General features: G+C 71.8%; 3 protein-coding genes and 1 pseudogene. All 4 read right to left on the bottom strand.

The features are described 5' to 3' along the window. Nucleotides 1-476, bottom strand: a pseudogene (locus G6023_RS08105) (hypothetical protein); the annotation flags it as partial. A gap of 35 nt (nt 477-511) precedes the next feature. Next, the gene (locus G6023_RS08100; RefSeq protein ID WP_182634912.1) at nt 512-1795 is read right to left on the bottom strand and encodes a glycosyltransferase 87 family protein; all 1284 of its coding nucleotides are present in this window, start codon (nt 1793-1795) and stop codon (nt 512-514) included. Beyond that, nucleotides 1792-3345: a CCA tRNA nucleotidyltransferase gene (locus G6023_RS08095; protein ID WP_182634914.1), complete on the bottom strand. Its 1554-nt coding sequence runs from the start codon at nt 3343-3345 to the stop codon at nt 1792-1794. Before G6023_RS08095 ends, G6023_RS08100 begins: the two co-directional genes overlap by 4 nt. Before the next feature lie 326 nt (nt 3346-3671). Beyond that, nucleotides 3672-4004 carry a putative quinol monooxygenase gene (locus G6023_RS08090; protein ID WP_069389324.1) on the bottom strand — a complete coding sequence of 111 codons (333 nt, stop codon included), beginning with the start codon at nt 4002-4004 and terminating at the stop codon, nt 3672-3674. Between the last annotated feature and the right edge of the window lie 146 nt (nt 4005-4150).

Below are 4150 nucleotides of genomic sequence, written 5' to 3'. Positions count from 1 at the left end.
GCCCCGACGGACCCCGTGCCGAGCGAGCCGCCCCCCACCGACCCCGCGCCGACAGACCCACCGCCCGCCGAACCGGCGGCAACTGATCCACCACCCACCGAGCCACCGCCCACAGACCCGCCGCCCACGGACCCCGCGGCGAGCGCGCCGGCTCCTCCGGCGTAGACGTTCCACACGCCGCGTCCACCGTCATCGGCGTAGGCGGCCTGGGTGCCGGTGCCCACATCGGTCACCACGCGGTCGGCGGCGCCGTCGAGGTCCGAGTCCCACAGGGCGTCGTCGGCGTACCCGTCACCGTCGAAGTCCAGCCACAGCGCGTCCGCGGCACCGGTTCCGAGGGTGAGGTCGGGCTCGCCCTGCCACTGCGTCGGGTCCCCGACGCCGTCTCCGAAGAAGTAGTCCATGCCCAGAATCGTGTCCCGGGAGCCCTGATCGGACCAGCCCCGATCCGCGATCTGTGGAGCGAGGAACCGCATTCCACAGATCGTCGTTCCGCCTTGACGGCGGGCGCTCAGCTGCTCGCGGTGGCCCTGACGAGCAACGCGGGTCGTTCGGGATCGCCGCCCAGGTCGCGACGCCCGAGTCGAGAGGCCCGGGCACCCACGACGACGAGGAAGACCGCCGCCCAGATCAGGTAGGCGTTGCCGACGAGGTGCTCCAGCGGGCCCCAGCCGAGTTCGCGGCCCTCGCTGTGCGGCACCCACCACTGCGGCGTGCCCAGGAAGATCACCACGCCGCCGCCGGCCAGGGCGAGCCAGCCGCGCTCGTCGTCGTCGCCGTCTCGTCCCGCGCGGTCGGCCCACACCAGGGTGAGCACGACCGCGGGCACCGCCCACACCCAGTGGTGTCCCCATGACACGGGCGAGCAGAACAGGGCCACGTGCCCCACCGCGACCGCGGCGGCCACCTCGTGGCCGGACCGCAGCAGCCGCCACGCCACCCACGCGATCCCCAGACCGATCGCCGCGGACACCACGAACCACGCGACCGACGCGGCGGTGTCCTCGAAGCCGAGTCGGTGCACGAACCCGTTCACCGACTGGTTGGACGTGAACGCCAGACCGCCGATCCGGGCCGGGTCGCGGATGGCGAACGTCCAGTAGCGGGCGGAGTCGTCCGGGGTGAGCAGGTGCCCGATCCCGGTGAACGCCAGCGCCGAGACGACCGCCGTGGCCAGCCCACGCCAGTCGCGCCGCAGCACGAAGTACAGCAGGAACACCGCCGGGGTGAGCTTGATGGCCATCGCCAGCCCGGTGAGGGTGCCGCCCCACCAGCGGCCGCGACCGCGGATGACGTCGACCAGCACCAGCGCCATGAGAAAGACGTTGACCTGCCCGAACCCGATCGTCTCGCGCACCGGGCCGAACCACAGTGCCACCGCCACCACGGCTGCGGTGAGCCACCACAACTCGCGCTGCGGGCGTTCGCACGTGCGCGCGAGCACCAGTTGTACGACGTAGGCCAGGACCGCGATGGTCGCCAGCGTGATCAGTGCGGACGCGACCGCCAACGGCACCAGCGTGAACAGCGAGAAGAGCTGCGCCGACAGCGGGGGATAGGTGAACGGCAGGTGGGCGCCCTGGGCGAGCTGGGGCAGCTCGCCGTAGAGGTCGCCACCGTCGCGGAACACCTGCCCGCCGACGCGGTAGACGTCGAGGTCGATGCGGTACGGCGGGATCTGTTGCAACCCCGGGATGCCCACGGTGTGCAGCAGCGTGCCGACGACGGCGAGGACGACGACGACGACCCGCGCAGCGGCCGAGCCTAGGTAGCGGTCGACCGCTCCGCCGATCATGCCGGATCGCCGTTCTGCTCGGCGGAGCCCCCGGACCCGCCGTTCTGCTGCGGTTCGTTCTGTCCCGCCCACCAGCTCAGGAGTGCGGCCTCGGCCTCATCCCGGTCGAGCGGGCCGCGGTCGAGGCGCAACTCCTTGAGATACGCCCACGCGCGACCGACATCGGGCCCCGGCTTGAGGTCGAGCAGCGTCATGATCTCGTTGCCGTCGAGGTCGGGGCGGACCCGGGCGAGGTCCTCCTTCTCCTCGATCTCGGCGATCCGCCGTTCCAGCGAGTCGTAGTTGGCCTGCAGCTTGGCCGCCCGCCGCTTGTTGCGGGTCGTGCAGTCCGCCCGGACCAGCCGGTGCAGGCGCGGGAGCAGGTGTCCGGCGTCGGAGACGTAGCGGCGCACCGCGGAGTCCGTCCACTGACCCTCGCCGTACCCGTGGAAGCGCAGGTGGAGGAACACCAGGCCGGAGACGTCCTCGATCATCTGTTTGGAGTACTTGAGCGCACGCATGCGCTTGCGCACCATCTTCGCGCCGACCACCTCGTGGTGGTGGAAGGTCACGCCGCCGCCGGGCTTGGGCGCCCGTGTGGCGGGCTTGCCCACGTCGTGCAGCAACGCCGCCCAGCGGAGCACCAGGTCGGGCCCCTCGGGTTCGAGGTCGATGGCCTGCTTGAGCACCGTGAGCGAGTGCCAGTACACGTCCTTGTGCTGCATGTGCTCGTCGCGCTCGAGCTTCATGCCGGGCACCTCGGGCAACACCCGGTCGGCCAACCCGGCCTCGCACAGCATGTTGATGCCGTCGATCGGGTAGTCGCCGAGGATGGTCTTGTCGAGTTCGGTCCGCACCCGTTCGACTGTGATGCGGTCGATCTCCCCGGTCATCTCCGCCATCGCGCGGAACACCCGCGGCGCGAGGGTGAACCCCAGCTGGGAGACGAACCGGCAGGCCCGCAGCATGCGCAACGGGTCGTCGGCGAACGACTGCTCCGGGGCGGCCGGGGTGTCCAGAACGCCGGCGAGCAGGGCGTCCATCCCGTTCAGGGGGTCGACGAACTCCTGGCGCCCGTCCGGGTGCAGACGCACCGCCATGGCGTTGACCGTGAAGTCGCGCCGGATCAGGTCGCCGTCGAGGGTGTCGCCGAAGACGACCTCGGGGTTCCGGGTCACCCCGTCGTACGAGTCCGCGCGGAACGTGGTGATCTCGATCTGCTGCTCGATCCCGCCACCGTCCCGCTTGACGGCCGACAGCGTGCCGAACTCGATCCCGGTGTCCCACACCGCGTCCGCGTAGTCGTCGAGGATGGCCCGCACCGTCTCGGGCCGGGCGTCCGTGGTGAAGTCCAGGTCGGTGCCCAGTCGGCCGAGCACGGCGTCGCGGACACTGCCACCCACCAGGTAGAGCTCGTGCCCGGCGCCACCGAACGCCGTCGCGAGTGGGGCCAGCACGTCGGCCAGGTCGTTCATCGTGGTCTGGGCGCCCGCGAGCAACCGGACCCGGCGCGCCTCGACCTCCGCCGGGTCGGGCCGGGAACCCGGTCCGTCCTGCAACGCCGAGAACACCGCGGCGTCGTGTCGATCGGAGGCGGATCGTTCGGCGGCGGCGCTGCTGTCGGCGGCACTGCGGTCGGGGGTCGGTCTGCGGGCTGTCACGGGCCCGACTTTACCGAGTGGACCCGACAATCCCTGACCCGCGCGCTCGGGGCCGGGCGGGATCAGCCCCGGGTACGCCGCCACGCCGACCGCCGCTGCCGGAATGTACGTCGATCACCTGGTCGTGCTGCGGGAATGGACCATTCGGGGCGCGCAAGTCGACCAGGCAGCGCATCCGAGCCGGATCCGGGCCGGGTGCCCTGCCGGAATGCCCGGCGGGGCTCACTCGGCGGGACTCACTCGCCGGGCGCGACCGCCTTCGACCACAGTGGGTCCACGGCCTCGACCTCGGGCGGCCCGCTCAGCAGCGGGCTCGACTCCGCCAGATACCGCAGGTAGGCGGGGTTGCCGAGGAACTCCTGGGCGGCCGCGGCGTCCCGGTAGTGCTGGAACACCACCATCACGTCCGGGTCCACGTGGGATGCGCACAGTACATAGGCCCGGTGCCCGGCGTTGGCCTGCACGGCCTCGGGCATGTGCCGGCGCCACACCTCGATCAACTGGTCACGACGGCCCGGCTTGGCCCGGTGTCGGAGGACCAGGGCGTGGGCGGACGGGCCAGAGCTCATACTGCGGACTCTAGCCGCGCCCGCCGCCGCGGGACCGTCCCCGGCCGGCACGGCCCCGAGGCCCTGACCGCTGGGACGGCAAGGTACGCGAGTGACGGGAGTGTCTCGTCGTCGTCGTCGTCGTGACTTCCCACGCCTGCCACCCT

The organism is Dietzia sp. DQ11-71, assembly GCF_014144995.1.
GTDB classification, from domain to species: domain Bacteria; phylum Actinomycetota; class Actinomycetes; order Mycobacteriales; family Mycobacteriaceae; genus Dietzia; species Dietzia kunjamensis.
This window is presented reverse-complemented; position numbering and strand designations above follow the sequence as displayed.

What these genes read in the sequence shown, in the direction of transcription:
- G6023_RS08090 (WP_069389324.1), bottom strand. Translation starts at nt 4,004, where the DNA reads ATGAGCTCTGGCCCGTCCGCCCACGCCCTGGTCCTCCGACACCGGGCC.
- G6023_RS08100 (WP_182634912.1), bottom strand. Translation starts at nt 1,795, where the DNA reads ATGATCGGCGGAGCGGTCGACCGCTACCTAGGCTCGGCCGCTGCGCGG.